This window comes from Streptomyces sp. V4I8 (assembly GCF_041261225.1).
GTDB lineage: Bacteria > Actinomycetota > Actinomycetes > Streptomycetales > Streptomycetaceae > Streptomyces.
This window is the reverse complement of record NZ_JBGCCN010000001.1, coordinates 3,084,990-3,101,600: the sequence shown is the minus strand read 5'-3', so window position 1 is coordinate 3,101,600 and position 16,611 is coordinate 3,084,990. Positions and strand designations below refer to the sequence as shown.

General features: G+C 71.2%; 16 protein-coding genes. 4 read left to right on the top strand and 12 right to left on the bottom strand.

All coding sequences use genetic code 11. From position 1 onward, the window contains the following. Window positions 1–70: 70 nt before the first annotated feature. The 3 genes from ABIE67_RS14080 to ABIE67_RS14070 form a co-directional block, all read right to left on the bottom strand. Window positions 71–340 (bottom strand): hypothetical protein, encoded by a 270-nt coding sequence (locus tag ABIE67_RS14080; RefSeq protein ID WP_370256829.1) that lies wholly within the window; start codon window positions 338–340, stop codon window positions 71–73. 97 nt (window positions 341–437) lie between these two features. Then, a complete protein-coding gene (locus ABIE67_RS14075; protein WP_370256828.1) occupies window positions 438–638 on the bottom strand; it encodes a hypothetical protein in 201 nt (66 codons plus the stop codon). 188 nt (window positions 639–826) lie between these two features. Continuing rightward, complete coding sequence (locus tag ABIE67_RS14070) at window positions 827–2,251, bottom strand: hypothetical protein (RefSeq protein WP_370256827.1); 1,425 nt, start codon at window positions 2,249–2,251, stop codon at window positions 827–829. Between the two features lie 223 nt (window positions 2,252–2,474). Between ABIE67_RS14070 and ABIE67_RS14065 the strand changes: the two genes are divergently transcribed. Continuing rightward, window positions 2,475–3,434 (top strand): hypothetical protein, encoded by a 960-nt coding sequence (locus tag ABIE67_RS14065; RefSeq protein ID WP_370256826.1) that lies wholly within the window; start codon window positions 2,475–2,477, stop codon window positions 3,432–3,434. Window positions 3,435–3,554: 120 nt separating this feature from the next. Here ABIE67_RS14065 and glnA read toward each other — a convergent pair whose 3' ends face one another. Continuing rightward, a complete protein-coding gene (glnA, locus tag ABIE67_RS14060; RefSeq protein WP_048587393.1) occupies window positions 3,555–4,964 on the bottom strand; it encodes a type I glutamate--ammonia ligase in 1,410 nt (469 codons plus the stop codon). Window positions 4,965–5,161: 197 nt separating this feature from the next. Between glnA and ABIE67_RS14055 the strand changes: the two genes are divergently transcribed. Continuing rightward, window positions 5,162–5,629, top strand: a complete 468-nt coding sequence (locus ABIE67_RS14055; protein WP_370256825.1) for an RDD family protein — start codon at window positions 5,162–5,164, stop codon at window positions 5,627–5,629. Window positions 5,630–5,742: 113 nt separating this feature from the next. Here ABIE67_RS14055 and ABIE67_RS14050 read toward each other — a convergent pair whose 3' ends face one another. The 4 genes from ABIE67_RS14050 to lipB form a co-directional block, all read right to left on the bottom strand. Continuing rightward, window positions 5,743–6,444 (bottom strand): DUF4191 domain-containing protein, encoded by a 702-nt coding sequence (locus tag ABIE67_RS14050; RefSeq protein WP_370256824.1) that lies wholly within the window; start codon window positions 6,442–6,444, stop codon window positions 5,743–5,745. A gap of 78 nt (window positions 6,445–6,522) precedes the next feature. Beyond that, window positions 6,523–6,723: a hypothetical protein gene (locus ABIE67_RS14045; protein ID WP_370256823.1), complete on the bottom strand. Its 201-nt coding sequence runs from the start codon at window positions 6,721–6,723 to the stop codon at window positions 6,523–6,525. Window positions 6,724–6,978: 255 nt separating this feature from the next. Then, window positions 6,979–7,944, bottom strand: coding sequence for a lipoyl synthase (gene lipA / locus ABIE67_RS14040; protein ID WP_370256822.1), 966 nt, complete (start codon window positions 7,942–7,944; stop codon window positions 6,979–6,981). 238 nt (window positions 7,945–8,182) lie between these two features. Continuing rightward, window positions 8,183–8,983, bottom strand: coding sequence for a lipoyl(octanoyl) transferase LipB (gene lipB, locus ABIE67_RS14035; protein ID WP_370256821.1), 801 nt, complete (start codon window positions 8,981–8,983; stop codon window positions 8,183–8,185). 280 nt (window positions 8,984–9,263) lie between these two features. Here lipB and ABIE67_RS14030 point away from each other — a divergent pair, with 280 nt between their 5' ends. Next, a complete protein-coding gene (locus ABIE67_RS14030) occupies window positions 9,264–10,703 on the top strand; it encodes a regulator (RefSeq protein ID WP_370256820.1) in 1,440 nt (479 codons plus the stop codon). A gap of 105 nt (window positions 10,704–10,808) precedes the next feature. Here ABIE67_RS14030 and ABIE67_RS14025 read toward each other — a convergent pair whose 3' ends face one another. After that, entirely contained in the window at window positions 10,809–12,182 is a 1,374-nt protein-coding gene (locus tag ABIE67_RS14025) for an NAD(P)/FAD-dependent oxidoreductase (RefSeq protein WP_370256819.1), read from the bottom strand. 261 nt (window positions 12,183–12,443) lie between these two features. Then, a complete protein-coding gene (locus tag ABIE67_RS14020) occupies window positions 12,444–13,343 on the bottom strand; it encodes a TIGR01777 family oxidoreductase (RefSeq protein ID WP_370256818.1) in 900 nt (299 codons plus the stop codon). A 70-nt stretch (window positions 13,344–13,413) separates the two neighbouring features. Between ABIE67_RS14020 and ABIE67_RS14015 the strand changes: the two genes are divergently transcribed. Beyond that, on the top strand, window positions 13,414–13,911 hold the full coding sequence (locus ABIE67_RS14015) for an N-acetyltransferase family protein (RefSeq protein ID WP_370256817.1): 498 nt from the start codon (window positions 13,414–13,416) through the stop codon (window positions 13,909–13,911). Window positions 13,912–13,971: 60 nt separating this feature from the next. Here ABIE67_RS14015 and ABIE67_RS14010 read toward each other — a convergent pair whose 3' ends face one another. Next, window positions 13,972–15,156, bottom strand: a complete 1,185-nt coding sequence (locus ABIE67_RS14010) for a MarP family serine protease (protein WP_370256816.1) — start codon at window positions 15,154–15,156, stop codon at window positions 13,972–13,974. 538 nt (window positions 15,157–15,694) lie between these two features. Further along, entirely contained in the window at window positions 15,695–16,495 is an 801-nt protein-coding gene (locus ABIE67_RS14005; RefSeq protein ID WP_370269688.1) for a hypothetical protein, read from the bottom strand. Between the last annotated feature and the right edge of the window lie 116 nt (window positions 16,496–16,611).

The following is a 16,611-nucleotide window of genomic DNA, read 5'->3' as shown; positions in this document are numbered from 1 at the left end:
CCCGGTGACCCCCATGAACGGGTCGTGATCGGCCCTAGGACCAGCAAAGCCCCCCGGGGTCCCCGCCCCGCTAGTAGGCCCCGCGGAAGTTGGTGTACCCCAGCAGCACGATCACCCCGGCGACACATCCGAGCACGATGGCCGTGGACACCCAGCCCGACCGGCGCTGCCGCTGGGCCACATGATCGGGCTCGCCCCGGAACGGCACCGGACCGGGCGGGTTCTCCTTCCACCGCGCGGCGAGCATCCGGGCCCGCGCCGAGGGCTCCTTGTGCTCGGCGTTGTCCGCCCACCGCAGGTCGAACTCGCGCTCCTGGTCGTCCTGTTCGTGCTCCGGCATCCCGTCCACCCCCGTGTCGTCCCAGCGACAGAAGAATAGAACATACGCCCGCGCCCCACCGTTCGGTACGACGGTTCAGCCCGTTCGGTACGACGGTTCAGCCTTCGTCCTGGCCCCCTGCGGACCCGGAGCGATCCCCACGGCCCGGACCGGTGCCCCCGCTCAGTTCGTCGCGTACCTGCCGCCACGCGCGGATGATCTGTGGCAGCCGGGAGAGCACCTCGCTGACCTGGGTCAGCAGCAGCGTCAGGCAGCCGGACGCGGCGAGGATCACCAGGGCCACATCGTCCCACTTCACAGCGCTGCCCCCAGGGTTGTGACGGTACTTGCAGGCATCTCGATCCCCCGTGCCCCCGGCGGCACCTCAGGTCGCCCTCCTGGCGAACCCGGCCATGTGCGGCGTCCTCGGGTGCCGGGCCCGTAGGAAAATGCCGCCCGCCGACTCTCGGTGAGCCGGACGCGTCGAAGAACAGCACCCCGTGCGTGCTACTCGAGCAGCGCGTGACGGGAGATCCAGTCGAGAGCCTCCGCCCCGAGTTCGTCGGGCGCCTCGAGCAGAGTGGCCCGCACCGCCGTGAGGTCGGCCAGTGCCTCGGGCGCATCCGACCGGTCCAGCAGGGCGAGTCGCTCCATCGCCGTGCTCACGGTGCCGGACCAGCTCGGCATTCCGAAATGGTGGGGGGCGCGGGACGCGGCCGACAGAGCCCTGTGCAGCAGCGCCGCCCGCCAGCCCTGCTCCCGTATGACCTCGGTGGTGAACCAGACCCGGTCGTCGACCTGCTGGACGAACTCGGCCACGGGCTCGGACACGGGCTCGGACACCGCCCGCAGGGTGAAGGGCGAGCCGCCGGCCCACGGAAGATCCAGGTCCGAGGCGATGGCGACGAAGGCGAGTAGTTCCTCGGGTCCGTCGTCGCGCGCGGCCAGCAGAGCGGCACGGGCCCAGCGGTACAGATCGACGCTCTGCGCGAAGATCTCCCCGTCGCTCGGCCCGTCGTCGGCCGCGTGGATCCGGTCCATGGGGCCCTCGCGCCAGGCGTCGGCAACCAGACCGACCGCCGCCGCGCTCACCAGGACGTCCGTGTCGTCCGTGTCGATGCCCAAGTGCGCGAGGACGGCGGTGGCCCCTTCCTCGATGCCCGGAAGCGGCGTGCGCTTCTCCTGCGTCCCCGCGCCCTCCAGGAGAGCCATGAGGCGAGGGGACGGGGGTTCGGGCTCCGGCCGTTCCACCGTGACCCCGTGCCGCAGCAGATCGTCGAAGACCTCGTCCGGGCCGCAGTCGATGTGGGTGGAATCATGGCGTCCCGAGCAGCCCTCCGGGCATTCGAACTCCTCGCACATCTCGGGTTCCGGGGGCTGCGCCTCGTTGAGCAGGTGATAGGCGAGCCGATCGGCAACAGCCTCCCGCGCCGTGATCATCGCCAGGTCGAGCCGGAACCCCTCCTCCTTCAGCTCGGTGGCCTCCTCGGCCGCGGAGGCGGGCGGCTCGGGCGCGTCCGGGATCCAGGTGTACGCCGACTCCAGCGAGACCAGGAGCCAGGCGACCTGAAGCGGCTCGGTCCGGTCGCCGCCGGCCAGCTCTGCCACGGCCTCCGCGGCCTGCCGCACACGGTCGAGCCGGGCGAGATGCCGTTCCCGTGCCGGCCGCCAGGCCGCCTCTTGCTCAAGGGCCTGCTCGGCGTCCTGGGCCAGCGCGGCGTGGCGGGCCCGTCGCGCCTGGGTGACCAGCCGGCGCAGACAGGGATGGCAGCCGAAGAGCCCCGACTCGGGCGTCGGGCCGAGCGCCACCGGCAACCGATCCTCGAACGGCCGGTCGCACAGGCAGCAGTCCACGGCCCCCACCTGCCGGGACGTGGGGACGGAAGGCAGTGCGGACCGGATCAGGGCATAGGCGTACTCGGGGATGTGCATGGACGGGCAACTCCTCGTAGGGCACGCCGGTTCCTGCACGGCGCTGGCTCCATGCTCCGGTCGCTTCACGAGAGCTTGTCGTCGTCTGACGTCTGGGACAGGGAAGTTGACGCAATCTGACACGAGGCCACCTGTCTGCGACTTCTACACTCTTGGCACTATCTGACGGTCGTTTCGAACCGTCGTCCGCAAGGTCCGCAAGGCCGAGAGGAACCGCCGTTCCGTGACCGACACCGTCCTCCCTCCGAACGAAGGCCATCGGGAGCTGGTACGCGCCCTGGAAGAACTCCACCGGGCGGCGGGCAGCCCGGGCATGCGGAAGGTGAGCACCCTGATCGCCGAGGGCGATCATCCGGCTGTCGTCAGCCATGAGGGGGTCCGTACGACTCTCAAGGGACTGACCGTCCCACGCTGGGAGACCGTGCAGTCGATCGTGGCGGTGCTCGCCGCGGCCTGCGTCAACCCGCCCCGGGAGCCGACGACCGAGGTGGCACGCTTCCTGCCCCTGTGGCGCGCGGTGCGGGAGGGGGAGCCCGGCGGCATGAAGACGGCACGGGAACTGGCCCTGTCACAGGGCTGGGGCACGGACGACGGGCAGATGGACGCCGAGTCGCTGCTGGCCGTGATGATCAACCCGTTCAACGCCATCCAGATCGACTCCTCGCTCGCCGTACCGCACGAGCCGCAGATCTCGGAGGACGAGTGGGTGCAGGTCGGCGTCCGCCTCATTGAGGAGTACGGTGCCGAACTCGCCCTGCGGGCCCTTCTGCGCACCCTGAAGGGCGACTACCTCGGTGCCGACGAAGGCAGCCCCTTCGGCTACCGGTTCCCGGACCAGGAGGCGGTGGAGATGCACACCGCGTTCCGGTACGGCTGCGACCGCATCCTCCAGCGCCTGGCGGTGGAACCGAACCTCCTGCAGCGTTCGGTCAGCGCCATGCACGCCGACCGGACCATGGACCGCGAGGACCGCATCGAGATGCTGCGCGCGGAGTCGGACGCCTCCTTGATGCGGGAGGTCATGACCGCGACGCCGGAGACCTGGCACGAGTTGTCGGAGGACGCCCACCACCAGATCTTCGGCTATCTCATCAAGTCGATCGGCCCGGTGGGCAGGTTCGGACTGCCACCGGACCGCCGCTTCCGTATCGTCTGGCGCGTCCCTGAGCCGTCGGCCGACTAGGGCGGGTGCCGAGGCGGCTCCTCGGCGGACGTCCCGGCCCGCCTGTCTCTCATACGGCCCCGCACGGCGAAGGCCGCCGTCCCGGTGCGGGGCGGCGGCCTTCCATGCGGAATCCGCGGATCACACGTCGAAGTACAGCTCGAACTCGTGCGGGTGCGGACGCAGCTGCAGCGGGGCGATCTCGTTCGTCCGCTTGAAGTCGATCCACGTCTCGATCAGGTCCGGCGTGAAGACGTCGCCCTGGAGGAGGAACTCGTGGTCGGCCTCGAGCGAGTCGAGGACGGCCGGGAGGGAGGTCGGGACCTGGGCCACGTTGGCGTGCTCCTCGGGAGCCAGCTCGTAGAGGTCCTTGTCGATCGGCTCGGCCGGCTCGATCTTGTTCTTGATGCCGTCCAGGCCCGCCAGCAGCAGGGCCGAGAAGGCCAGGTACGGGTTGCCGGAGGAGTCGGGCGCGCGGAACTCGACGCGCTTGGCCTTCGGGTTGGAACCCGTGATCGGGATACGCATCGCGGCGGAGCGGTTGCGCTGCGAGTACACCAGGTTGATCGGGGCCTCGAAGCCCGGGACCAGGCGGTGGTACGAGTTCACCGTCGGGTTGGTGAAGGCCAGCAGCGACGGGGCGTGCTTGAGGATGCCGCCGATGTAGTAGCGGGCGGTGTCCGACAGGCCCGCGTAGCCGGCCTCGTCGTAGAAGAGCGGCTGGCCGCCGGTCCACAGCGACTGGTGGACGTGCATGCCCGAGCCGTTGTCACCGAAGATCGGCTTCGGCATGAAGGTCGCGGTCTTGCCGTTGCGCCAGGCGACGTTCTTCACGATGTACTTGAAGAGCTGCAGGTCGTCGGCGGCGGCGAGCAGCGTGTTGAACTTGTAGTTGATCTCGGCCTGGCCGGCGGTGCCCACCTCGTGGTGCTGGCGCTCGACCTGGAGACCGGCCTTGCCCAGCTCCAGGGAGATCTCGGCACGCAGGTCGGCGAAGTGGTCGACCGGCGGGACCGGGAAGTAGCCGCCCTTGTAGCGGACCTTGTAACCGCGGTTGTCCTCCAGCGCACCGGTGTTCCAGGCGCCCGCCTCGGAGTCGATGTGGTAGAAGGACTCGTTCGCGCCGGTGGCGAAGCGCACGCTGTCGAACACGTAGAACTCGGCCTCGGGGCCGAAGTAGGCGGTGTCGGCGATGCCGGTGGAGGCGAGGTAGGCCTCGGCCTTCTTCGCCACGTTCCGCGGGTCACGGCTGTACTGCTCGCCGGTGATCGGGTCGTGGATGAAGAAGTTGATGTTCAGCGTCTTGTCACGGCGGAAGGGGTCGACCCGGGCGGTCGACAGGTCCGCGCGCAGCGCCATGTCGGACTCGTGGATGGCCTGGAAACCACGGATCGACGATCCGTCGAAGGCGAGCTCCTCGTCCGGGTCGAACGCCTCGACGGGCAGCGTGAAGTGCTGCATGACGCCCGGCAGGTCGCAGAATCGGACATCGACGAACTTGACGTCCTCGTCCGCGATGAACTTCTTGGCCTCGTCGGCGTTCTGGAACATCCAGCTCCTCCTACTCCCGACCGTCCGACCGGGGTGGTAGTTCGTTCGTGCGGCCAGTGCGGTGGCACACGCTGTCTTCGACCCTAGGGACGGGTGATTTCTCGGGCGTGACCCATTTGTTTCGCACACGTTAACCGGACATCCCGTACCTCACCCCACCTGTCCACATCGCAAAACGGGCACAGTACGGTGGTCCCGTGGACAAGAGGCAAGCAATCGGATCCTGGCTCTCGGGCCCCCGCGCGGCCGCTGAGGACGCGGGTGTCGACTTCGGATACCGGGGTCAGCAACTCGGCCTTCCGGAGGACGGGCCGGGCTCCATCGCCCGGCCGGGACGACGGCTCGGAGCGCTGGCCGTCGACTGGGGTATCTGCCTCTTGATCGCATACGGTCTCATCACCGACGGCTACGGCCAGGCGACCGGCAACTGGGCCCTGCTCCTGTTCTTCCTGATGAGCGTCCTGACCGTCGGCACCGTCGGCTTCACTCCGGGTAAGCGCCTCTTCGGCCTCCGCGTGGTCACCCTGGAGACCGGCACGGTCAACCCGCTGCGTGCCCTGCTCCGCTCGGCCCTGCTGTGTGTCGCCATCCCGGCCCTGATCTGGGACCGCGACGGCCGGGGCCTGCACGACCGGCTGGCGCGGACCGTGGAAGTGCGCATCTAGCGGCCGTATTCTTCGCATCCGGCGAACTCGCGGACGCGACGAACCCGCATACGACGAAGGGGCGCCCGGAGTGATCCGGGCGCCCCTTCGTCGTAGGTTCTCGTCGAGGGAGGTCAGCGGGCCTTCGGGCCGCCCTTCGGCAGCTTCATGCCCTTGGGCATCGGGCCCTTCGGCAACGGCATGTTGCTCATGAGGTCGCCCATGGCCTTCAGCCGGTCGTTGGTGGCGGTCACCTGGGGACCGGTCAGCACGCGGGGCAGCTTCAGCATGGTGGTCCGCAGCTTCTTCAGCTCGACCTGGCCCTCACCGACACCGACGATCAGATCGTGCACCGGCACGTCCGCGACGATGCGGTTCATCTTCTTCTTCTCCGCGGCCAGCAGGCTCTTCACCCGGTTCGGGTTGCCCTCGGCGACCAGCACGATGCCGGCCTTGCCGACGGCCCGGTGGACCACGTCCTGGCTGCGGTTCATCGCCACCGCGGGCGTCGTCGACCAGCCCCGGCCGATGTTGTCCAGCACCGCCGCGGCGGCGCCCGGCTGGCCCTCCATCTGCCCGAAGGCCGCCCGCTCGGCCCGGCGCCCGAACACGATCGCCGACGCGAGGAAGGCGAGCAGCAGGCCCAGGATGCCGAGATAGATGGGGTGACCGATCAAGAAACCGACCGCGAGGAAGACACCGAAGGTGACGATTCCGACAGCCGCGAGTACAAGACCGATCTTCTTGTCGGCCCTGCGAGTCATCTTGTAGGTCAGAGCGATCTGCTTGAGTCGCCCGGGGTTCGCAGCGTCCGCTGCCGTGTCCTTCCTCGCCATGCCACGAAGTCTACGTGGCCCCGGAAGCGCCGACGACGGCAGTGCCGTGGTGGAGCGCAGGGGAAGAGCGCGGCGGGGTCAGGGACGGAGGAGGGTGACCTGGTCCAGGACGCGCTGTGCCTCGACCCGGTCCTTGGCGCGACGGCGGTCCTCCAGCACGGACGTCCAGGCGTTGCGGCGGGCGGTGCGCTGACCGCTGCTCATGAGCAGCGACTCGACGGCACGCAGTGCAGTGGTGAACGACGGGATGGCGGTGGCGCGTACGGGCGCGGCCTGCATGGTGGAGGTCCCCCCTCGGGATGGCGGCTTGGTGAGCGGTGCACGGGGTGTACAAACAGCGTCACTGATTGGTGTTACCAGGGCGTGACCGACCGGTCAAACACCGATGAAGCCTTGATGTGCGGCCCGAAATGCTTGACGCGGCCCTGATGGCCCCCCTATCTGCGGGGACGTCCAGGACCGCGTCATTCAGCCAGTGCCGAGAGGCGGTTGCTTGTGCGCAGATTCACATGAAGCTAGTGGCACTCCGTGCCATCAGACGGCCTGTGAGGCGACGTAGGAACCCCGCTTCTCGATCGCCATCTGGTAGAGCCGTCCGGCGCGGTACGAGGAGCGCACCAGGGGCCCGGACATGACGCCCGAGAAGCCGATCTCGTCGGCCTCCTGCTTCAGCTCCACGAACTCCTGCGGCTTGACCCAGCGCTCCACGGGGTGGTGGCGCACGGAGGGGCGCAGGTACTGCGTGATGGTCACCAGCTCGCAGCCCGCGTCGTGCAGCTGCTGGAGCGCCTCGCTGATCTCCTCGCGGGTCTCGCCCATGCCGAGGATGAGGTTGGACTTGGTGACCAGGCCGTAGTCGCGGGCCTCGGTGATGACCTTCAGGGAGCGCTCGTAGCGGAAGCCGGGGCGGATGCGCTTGAAGATCCGGGGCACCGTCTCGACGTTGTGCGCGAAGACCTCGGGGCGGGAGGCGAAGACCTCCTGGAGCAGCTCCGGCACGGCGTTGAAGTCCGGGGCGAGCAGCTCGACCTTGGTGCGGCCGGCCTCGCGCTCCGCCGTCTGCTGGTGGATCTGGCGGACCGTCTCCGCGTACAGCCAGGCGCCGCCGTCCGGGAGGTCGTCGCGGGCTACGCCGGTGATGGTGGCGTAGTTCAGGTCCATGGTGACCACGGACTCGCCGACGCGCCGCGGCTCGTCACGGTCGAGCGCCTCGGGCTTGCCGGTGTCGATCTGGCAGAAGTCGCAGCGCCGGGTGCACTGGTCGCCGCCGATGAGGAAGGTCGCCTCGCGGTCCTCCCAGCACTCGTAGATGTTCGGGCAGCCGGCTTCCTGGCAGACCGTGTGCAGGCCCTCGCTCTTCACGAGGTTCTGCATCTTCGTGTACTCGGGGCCCATTTTCGCCCGGGTCTTGATCCACTCGGGCTTGCGCTCGATGGGGGTCTGGCTGTTGCGGACCTCCAGGCGCAGCATCTTGCGTCCGTCGGGTGAGACTGCGGACACGTCGGCTCCCTGTAGCTTCGATTCTTCGGCGTACACCAGGGTACGCCCGTGCGTTTTGCGTCTCCGGGCTGGGCAACCTTGCGGAACGTCGGTGCATTCCTGTGGCGGGCCGGGCGGCTTCTGGCCCCCGCCGCCCTACCCGTCCCAACCTGAAGGGGCGCTGCCCCTTCCACCCCGCCAGAGGGCTCTGCCCCCTGCGCCCCCGCTCCTCAAACGCCGGAGGGGCTGAATTGTCGGGTCACCCGGCCGGGGTCTTCTCGATCTCCCGCGGCTTCAGCTCCGCGTTCTCCAGTACGTCCTTCAGGTGCCGCTCGACGACCGGCAGCACCTCGTCGATCGTGACGTCCCGGCCGAGCTCGCTCGCCAGTGAGGCGACGCCCGCGTCCCGGATCCCGCACGGGATGATCCTGTCGAACCACTTGTTGTCCGGGTTCACGTTCAGCGAGAAGCCGTGCATGGTCACGCCCTTGGCGACCCGGATCCCGATCGCCGCGATCTTGCGGTCCTCGCGCCGCTGGCCGGCGTTGGACGGGGCGTACTCGGGGCCGTTCAGACGGGGGTCGAACTCCTCGTCGGTGAGGCGGGGGTCGAAGTCCAGGGACAGCCCGCCGAGCGCCGGACGCTGCTCCACCGGGTCGCCGAGCACCCATACGCCGCTGCGCCCCTCGACCCGGGTCGTCTCCAGGCCGAAGTCCGCGCAGGTGCGGATCAGGGCGTCCTCCAGCCGCCGTACGTGCGCCACGACGTCCACGGGGCGGGGCAGCTTCTGGATCGGGTAGCCGACCAGCTGGCCCGGGCCGTGCCAGGTGATCTTGCCGCCGCGGTCCACGTCGATGACCGGCGTGCCGTCCAGGGGCCGCTCGTTGTCCGCCGTGCGCCGGCCGGCCGTGTACACCGGCGGGTGTTCGAGCAGCAGGACCGTGTCGGGGAGCTCGTCCTCGAACCGCGCCGCGTGCACCCGGCGCTGCTCGTCCCACGCCTCCTGGTACTCGACGGCGTCCGGGCCGAACCCCATACGAACGAACCGCAACTCACTCACGGCAAGCGCCTCCCTAGAAGCACCGGAAAGTCGTAAGGCACAAAGCGTGCCTACGCCACTGTACGACCGGCTTGTTCGGGTGACGTCTCACGGTCCGCGTCAGCCCGGTAGGGCAATCCTCACACGATCGGATGAATGGGCGGGGAAATGTGCGATCGGCTGCTTACTCTCCGCTACATTCGCGCCGTTCGAGACGCCAAAAGGGCAGCTCACCGGCAATCCGGGCACTAGGCGGCCGCAGTGGTCCGCGAGGCCCGAAAGGCAGGAGACCGCACCGCAGATGACGGAACGACCCGCGCAGCGCACTCCCAACCGCCAGCTCGCCGCGCTCATTGCAGAAGCGGGATTCTCCAACGCGGGTCTCGCCCGCCGGGTGGACCAGCTCGGCCTCGAACACGGGCTTGATCTCAGATACGACAAGACCTCGGTCACACGCTGGCTGCGCGGCCAGCAGCCACGCGGTACGACACCGGCCCTCATCGCCGAGGTCTTCACGCGCCGCCTCGGCCGCCGGCTCTCCGCCCAGGACCTCGGCCTCGACGCCTGCGCGCCCGTGTACGCGGGCCTGGAGTTCGCCGCCACCCCCGAGGAGGCCGTCGACATCGTCAGCGGCCTGTGGCGCAAGGACTCCGGCAGCCACGCCGAGCTGCGCAAGATCGCCTTCACCCCGGCCGGGCTCGTCGTGCCCAGCCGGGACTGGCTGATCGGCCGCGCCGACGAGAAGGTCGCCCGGGGCGAGCCGATCGCCCGCATCCCCGTCCAGGGCCGCCCCACGGCCGTACCGCGCCAGCGCAGCCAGGGCGAGCGCGGCCCCGGCCAGAAGGTCACCGGCGGCGACATCGCCGCGCTGCGGTCGGTCGGCGAGCTGTTCCGCTCCCTGGACGACATGTACGGCGGCGGCCACGCCCGCCAGGCCCTCGTGCGCTACCTGGAGCACGAGTGCGAGCCGATGCTGCGCGGCACCTACGGCGAGCAGACCGGCCGCCGCCTGTTCGCCGCCGCCGCGGACCTCACGAGGCTCGCGGGCTGGACGTCGTACGACATCGCGGCGCACGGGCTCGCCCAGCGGTACTTCGTGCAGTCGCTGCGGCTCGCGCAGGCGGCCGGGGACCGGGCCTTCGGCTCCTACGTCCTGGTCACCATGAGCCGCCAGGCCGTCTACCTCGCCCATGGCCGCGAGGCCGTCCAGCTCGCGCGCGTGGCCCAGCAGGGCGTGGGCACCAGCGCGCCGCCGGTCGTGCAGGCCCTGCTGCACGCGTGCGAGGCGCGCGGACACGGCGTACTCGGCGAGGTGCGCGCCTGTACGGCCTCCCTCGTCCGGGCCGAACGCGCCCTCGAAGCGGCTCGCCCCGGCGATGACGTGCCGCACTGGGCGCGGCTCTTCGACGAGGCGCAGCTCGCCGACGAGTTCGGGCACTGCCACCGGGATCTGCAGCAGTTCCGGGCGGCGGCGCAGCATGCGGAGCGGTCGCTGCAGCTGCGTGCGCCCGCGTTCGCCCGCAGCCGGCTGTTCTGCCGGGTCGTCCTCGCCTCCGCCCGGCTGGGGCTCGGTGAGCTCGATCAGGCCTGTGCGTTGGGGGCGGAGGCGGCGGGTGCCGCCGCGGAGATGCGGTCGGTGCGGGCGGTCGAGTACGTCCGGGACTTCGAGCGTCGGTTGGAGCCGTATCGGGATGCGGCTCCTGTGCGGGGGTATCGCGACAAGGTGGCTGCGCTGGGGTAGGGGGCGCGCCGCAACTTCGACAGGTTGTGTGCCGGATGCGGCTCTGTGGGAGCTTGTCGCGCGGTTCCCCGCGCCCCTTGCGGGGCGCGGGGCGCCCGCGCCCCGCTACGCCGCCGCCCTTAGCGGTTCCGCCCGGTGCAAGGACCCCGCCGCCCCCAGGTCCGCCAAGATCGCCGCCGCTGCCCTGTGGGCCGAATGCAGGGCGCCCTGGACCGTGCTGGTGTCGCGGTGGTCGCCGCAGACGTACAGGCCCGCCAGGAGGCGCACCGGGCGGCGCAGGTCGTGGGGGGCGCGCATCGCGGGGACGGCCTCCGGGGTGTGGTGGACGGCGAGGGTCTCCCAGCGGTTCGTGGAGGTGCCGTAGAGGCGGGACAGGTGCATGCGTACGGCTGTGTCGATGTCGGGCGGCGGTGTGCCGAGCACCGTCGAGGAGACGAGGGCCCGGCCCGCCGGGGCGCGGGTCGGGTCGACCTGGCTGATCACAGCCGTGTGCGCGACCGGGCCGCCCCGGTCGGCGTCGAGCAGCAACGAGGCGCCGGTCGTCGGCGGTTCGTCGGTTGTGTGGTGGACGACCGTCACCGGGTGGAAGTCCGGTACGCGCAGGCCCGGCAGCAGCTCGGCGGCGGTCCGCGCGTCCGTCGCCAGCAGGACGGCCCGGCACCGTATCTCGCCGTGCTCCGCCGTGGTCACCGATGTCGTGGCGATTGAGGTCACCCGCACACCGGTGTGCACGGTGCCCGGTGGCAACGCCCGTGCGAGCAGCTCCGGCAGGGCGTCGGCGCCGCCCTCGGGTACGCACAGGCGCCCGCTCGCGAAGGCGCGCAGCGCGAGATCCGCGCACCGGCTGGACGTCGTCAACTCCGGGTCGCACAGCAGCGCGGCGAGCAGCGGTCGCAGGAAGCCGTCGATCGTCCGCGCGGGAACACCCCGCTCGGCGAGGGCCTGCGCGGCCGGCAACTCCGGGCGGGCCAGCAGCCGTTCGACGGGCGCGGTCGCGAGGCGGGCGAGTGCGGCGCCGAGCCGGGCCTGGTCGACGGCGGTACCCAGCGGGGCGCTCGCGCGTACCCTCGGCAGGGTCGACTGCCCGGGGATGCCCCGCACGGACGCGGCCCGAGGGGCGCTCGCCAGGGCGCGCACCGCGTGGAGTGCGCCCCTCGCGCTCCGTGGCTTGGCGAACGCGCCCGCGCGCTGCCGGCGCCCGTCGCTGTGCAGCAGTACGCCCGGCGCGAAGCGGCGCAGCGCGAGCGCGTCGAGGCCGGGTGTCAGACGTAGTTCCGGATACGACGTCGACAGAAGCTGTCCGATCCGGTCGAGCCGGAACCCGTCGATCTTCTCGGTCGACATGCGGCCGCCCACCCAAGGGGCGGTCTCCAGGACTGCGGTCCTCACTCCTGCGCTGGTCAGTCGATGCGCCGCGGAGAGTCCGGCGACCCCGGCTCCCACGATGACGACGTCCGCCTGGTACGCGGGCTCAAGCACGTGCCCCTCCTCGAGGTTGCGCGGCCGGTGGAGACGTGATGCCCCCAACAGGCTTAGGGGATACCCGAGTTCGGGACGAGGTTAGGGCTGCGATCGGTCAGAAACAGTCGCGCATGGGCAGAGCACGGTCGCACGGTGGTCGCATACGGACGTCCGCTCCTGTCCGGCCGTAACGTCGTGGCCGCCGGGGCCGCCCCCGCTCGACCGCTCGACCGCTCGACCACTCGACCACTCGGCGACCGGCCCGGGCAGGCACCTCCACTACTCCATGGCCGCCCGGATCGCGCCCTCGATCTCCGGGAACGCGAAGGTGAAGCCCGACTCCAGCAGCCGCTTCGGCAGCACCCGTTGGCTGCCCAGCACATCCCCGGCCATCTCGCCGAGGACGGTCCGCAGCACGGGCGCCGGGACCGCGAAGAGGGTCGGCCGGTGCAGCACACGCCCCATGACCTCGGTGATCTCACGGTTCGTCAGCGGTGTCGGAGCGGTCACATTGAACGGCCCCGACAGGCCGTCGGTGTCGATCAGATGCCGGATCGCGGCCACCTCGTCGTGCAGCGAGACGAACGACCAGTACTGGCGCCCGTCTCCCATCCGCCCGCCCAGCCCGGCCCTGAACAGCGGGAACAGCCGTCCCCAGGCCCCGCCCTGCCGGGCCACCACCAGTCCCGTGCGCGGGAACACCGTCCGGATGCCCGCCTCCTGCGCGGGTGCCGCCGCACCTTCCCACTCCGCGACCAGCGAGGGCAGGAAGCCCTCCCCGGGCGGGGCGCTCTCGTCGACGGTCCGCTCGCCGGTCTCGCCGTAGTAGCCGATCGCGCTGCCGTTCACGAAGACCCGCGGCGGCTCGTCCAGCGAGGCCATCGCCTCGGCGAGGGCCGCAGTGCCCAGCACCCGGCCACTCCGGAGCTTCGCCTTGTACGCCTCCGTCCAGCGCCGCGAGCCCACGTTCGCCCCGGCGAGATTGACCACGACGTCGCACCCCGCGAGCCCGGCCGCGTCCACGTACTGCCGCTCGGGGTCCCAGCGGACCTCGTCCGCCGAGCGGGGCGCGCGCCGCACCAGGCGCACCACCTCGTGCCCGTCCGCGACCAGGGACCGCACCAGGGCGCCGCCGATCAGCCCGGAGGAGCCGGCCACCGCGATTCTTGAAAGTTCCATGACTTCATCCTGCCCGTGACCACATAAAACCCCCGTCGGCTCGCCGGGGCCCGGTCATAGGGTGACGCCCATGTCCGATTCGTACGCACCCCGTATACGCGCCGCCCTGCCCGACGACGAGGAGGAGCTCTCCCACCTCGACCGTGTCACATGGTCACCGCTGCACGCGGTCATGCCGCAACCGCAGCCGCCCTACCCGCCGTTCTTCACCGACCGCCACGCCCCCGGGGACCATCTGGTGGCGGAGCTGAACCGCCGCATCGTCGGCTACGTCCGTCTGGGCTTCCCCACTCCGCTGGCCTGCAACGCCCACGTCCGGCAGATCCAGGGTCTCGCCGTCGCCGACGAGGTCCGCGGCCGGGGTGTCGGCCGGGCGCTGATCCGGGCGGCCGTCGAGGAGACGCGGCGCAGGGGTGCCCGTCGACTCACCCTGCGCGTCCTCGCCCACAACACACCGGCCCGCAAGCTGTACGAGTCGGAGGGGTTCGTGGTGGAGGGGGTACTGCCGGAGGAGTTCTTCCTGGACGGGGCCTATGTGGACGACGTGTTCATGGGGCGCGGTCTCTGACCCGGTCAAGGCCCGATAGACCTGTGGATCAGTGGCCCGATCTCCCATCGTCCGATCGCCTCATGTAGTGACGAGATCTCCCGTGTCCACCGGGGCCGTGGCGTTCGCCGCGCGCTTCGCGTCGGAGGCGACCTCGGCCGCCGTCAGGACGTAGCCCGTCTCGGCGTCGGAGGTGGAGCGGGCGAAGACGACGCCGAACACCTTGCCGTCGGTGGTCAGCAGGGGGCCGCCGGAGTTGCCGGGGCGGACGGTGGAGCGGATCGAGTAGATCTCTCGGGTGACGGTCGAGTCGTTGTAGATGTTCTGGCCGGTCGCCCGCACGCGGTTCGCGACCGTCGCCGCCTGGAGGTTGAGATCACCGTCCTCCGGATAGCCGGCCACGACCGCCGAGTCGCCGCGCGTGGCATCGTCGTCGAACCGGAGGACGGGGGCGCGCAGATCGGGGACGTACAGCACGGCGACGTCCCGCTGCGGGTCGAAGAGCACCACCCTCGACTCGTACGACTGCCCGACGCCGCCGATCCGGACGCCGGGTTCGTCGATGCCGGCCACCACATGGGCGTTGGTCATCACGTGCTGCGGGGCGTAGACGAAGCCGCTGCCCTCGCGGCCCTGGGTGCCGGAAACGCCCTCGATCTTGACGGTACTGAGCTTGGCGGCGTTCGTCGCGGCGGCCGTGACGCTGTCGCCGGAGGGCTTGGCGACCTCGGCGGTCGACTCGTTCTCGAACGGGTTGAAGACCTGCGGGAAGCCCGCCTCGGTGAGTGCGGTGGTGGCCCGCGAGAACCAGGCCGGTGTCGTGTCCGGCATGGCGTCCTGCACGGTCCCGAGCAGCCGCGAGTCCCGGATCGCGGAGGTGAGCAGGGGAGAGGAGGAGGCGGCGAGGACACTCGCGGCCACCCAGGACACGATCAGCACGGCCACCGAGTTGGCGACGGCACCGCCGACCCCGTCGGCCACCCTGAGCGGCCCCCGGTCCAGCTCCCGGCGCAGGCGTAGCGCCAGCCGCCCCGCCAGCTCGTGGACCACCACGGCCGGGACCAGCACCGTGAGCACCGCGGTCACGGTCGCCGCTGTCGTCCCCGGCGCGACCAGGTCCATCATCCACGGCAGGATCCATACGCCGATCACCGCGCCGCCCACGAAACCGGCCAGCGAGACGCAGCCGGCCACCAGTCCGCGCCGGTAGCCGGACGCCGCGTAGGCCAGGATCACCAGCAACAGCAGGATGTCGAGCAGGTCCACAGAGCCGCCTTTCTCTCGGACCCCTTAGTACGCGCGGAAGCCGCCCGTTGATCAGCACCCGCACACGCGCCGCCGGGAACCGGCCACGCAGCGTTCACCTGGAGAAACGCCCCGGACCGGGACGATGGTTCCACCGCGTGTCACACCACACATCGCGGGCGGACCGGATCCGTCGGACAGTAGGACCATGCGTGCCTTCCGACGGGTCACCCGAAGGGTCCTCGGGCGAACACGAGGCAGACGAAGACCTCGTGCCGTACGAATACCGTGGGCTGCGGGGATGGCCTGGGCCGTGCGGCGGGGTGGGGCGGCGCGGCCGGGGGATGAGGCTGCGGGGTGGAGGGTGGACGGGAGGTCCTCGCCGGGGGCTTCGCGGGGCGCGGGCGGGGGTGCGAAGGCGGGTCCGGGCGCGGGTGGGGGTGCGAAGGCGGGTCCGGGCGCGGGTGGGGGTGGAGTACCGGCGGCTTCGCGCGGGCCTGGTGTGGGGGGCGGGCTGGAGGTGCCGCGGGAATCGGGTGTGGGTGGCGAGCAGGGGACGTCACGCGCGCCGCGCGTCGACCCGTTGCAGGGGGAGGAGTCGGCCGTCCGGGGGGCACCGGCGGGGCGGGGCGAGTTGCCGGTGCGGGATTCGCCGACGGTCGCCGATGGGGGCGGTGTTCGGGACGAACCGGCCGTGCGGGACGAGCCGCCGGTGCGAGACCTGCCGACGGTGGCCGCTCGGCCCGACGTCCAGGGGCAACCGGTGGTGCGGGACGGGCCGGGTGTGCCGGAGCGTCCTGGCGGTGGCGGTGGCGGTGGCGGTGGCGGTGACGCTGGCGCTGTCGGTGGTCGTGCCGGGGATGCGCTGCTCCCTGAGCCGCCTGTGCGGGAGCGGTCCAGTGGGTGCGATCAGTCGGTCGTGCCGGATGAGTCGCCGGTGGGGGATGTGCCGACGGTGGCCGATCGGCCCGGTGTTCGGGACCAATCGGTGGTGCGGGACGGGCCGGGTGTGCCGGAGCATCTTGGTGGTGGCGCTGTCGGTGGTCGTGCCGGGGATGCGCTGCTCCCTGAGCCGCCTGTGCGGGAGCGGTCGAGTGCGTGCGATCAGTCGGTCGTGCCGGATGAGTCGCCGGTGCGGGATCTGCCGACCGGGGGCCAGCGACCCGAGGGCGAGCCACCGGTCCTGCGGGAGGGACCCGGCGCGCAAGCGCAGCCAGCCGTGCCGGATCGGCGGGCCGCGCGGGCGCCCGGTGCTTCGCGGCGACTCCGGCCCCGAGCGCGCCCCCGGCCTCGGCTCCGGCAACGGCCAGGGGCTCGGGCGCGGTGGCACGCCCGTGCCCGGCGGTGGTCCCTGGCTCATGCGCAGTCCCGGTCCCGGGGGCCGTCCCTCGCTCATGCGCAGTCCCGGTCCCGGGGGCCGTCCCTCGCTCATGCGCAGTCCCGGTTCCGGCTGTCGTCCCCCGCCCCGGCGCAGTC

What these genes read in the sequence shown, in the direction of transcription:
- ABIE67_RS14050 (WP_370256824.1), bottom strand. Translation starts at nt 6,444, where the DNA reads ATGGCGAGGAAGGACACGGCAGCGGACGCTGCGAACCCCGGGCGACTC.
- ABIE67_RS14070 (WP_370256827.1), bottom strand. Translation starts at nt 2,251, where the DNA reads ATGCACATCCCCGAGTACGCCTATGCCCTGATCCGGTCCGCACTGCCT.
- ABIE67_RS14005 (WP_370269688.1), bottom strand. Translation starts at nt 16,495, where the DNA reads ATGAGCCAGGGACCACCGCCGGGCACGGGCGTGCCACCGCGCCCGAGC.
- glnA (WP_048587393.1), bottom strand. Translation starts at nt 4,964, where the DNA reads ATGTTCCAGAACGCCGACGAGGCCAAGAAGTTCATCGCGGACGAGGAC.
- ABIE67_RS14045 (WP_370256823.1), bottom strand. Translation starts at nt 6,723, where the DNA reads ATGCAGGCCGCGCCCGTACGCGCCACCGCCATCCCGTCGTTCACCACT.
- ABIE67_RS14030 (WP_370256820.1), top strand. Translation starts at nt 9,264, where the DNA reads ATGACGGAACGACCCGCGCAGCGCACTCCCAACCGCCAGCTCGCCGCG.
- ABIE67_RS14020 (WP_370256818.1), bottom strand. Translation starts at nt 13,343, where the DNA reads ATGGAACTTTCAAGAATCGCGGTGGCCGGCTCCTCCGGGCTGATCGGC.
- ABIE67_RS14015 (WP_370256817.1), top strand. Translation starts at nt 13,414, where the DNA reads ATGTCCGATTCGTACGCACCCCGTATACGCGCCGCCCTGCCCGACGAC.
- ABIE67_RS14080 (WP_370256829.1), bottom strand. Translation starts at nt 340, where the DNA reads ATGCCGGAGCACGAACAGGACGACCAGGAGCGCGAGTTCGACCTGCGG.